This is a genomic window from Herpetosiphon sp., from assembly GCF_003512625.1.
In the GTDB taxonomy this organism is placed as follows: domain Bacteria; phylum Chloroflexota; class Chloroflexia; order Chloroflexales; family Herpetosiphonaceae; genus Herpetosiphon; species Herpetosiphon aurantiacus.
This window is the reverse complement of record NZ_DOPT01000012.1, coordinates 27,133-27,568: the sequence shown is the minus strand read 5'-3', so window position 1 is coordinate 27,568 and position 436 is coordinate 27,133. Positions and strand designations below refer to the sequence as shown.

Annotated in this window: 1 pseudogene; it reads left to right on the top strand. The window is 47.5% G+C overall.

The features are described 5' to 3' along the window. Positions 1-334 (top strand): annotated as a pseudogene (locus DEF47_RS02395) (ATP-dependent DNA helicase RecG); the annotation flags it as partial. Between the last annotated feature and the right edge of the window lie 102 nt (positions 335-436).

Genomic DNA, 436 nt, shown 5'->3' with positions numbered 1-436 from the left:
CAGCCATCAATCGTTCTGCGTTTTGGTCAGCGATAAAGAAGATAACGATGTAACCGTGGCGCGGCTTTCGTCGATGGAAGAGAGCGAAGATGGCTTCCGTTTGGCTGAAATTGACCTTGAATTGCGTGGGCCAGGTGAGTTTTTTGGTATTCGCCAGAGCGGCACGCCTGATCTTAAAGTTGCCCAGTTGACCGATACGCGCTTGCTGCATGCGGCGCGGATTGAAGCTGAGCGAATATTGAAACTTGATCCTGAATTGGAATTACCTGAACATGCCAAAGTCCGCGAAAAACTCCAAGCTTTTTGGGCGGGCATGGAAACTCAAAGCAACTAATTTGTGGCGAATTTGCAACATTGCGTGACTAAAACACGAAAAACCCTCTTGACAGAGAGTGATTGCTGCGGTACTATATATTCAAACCTTCTCCTCTCTCTT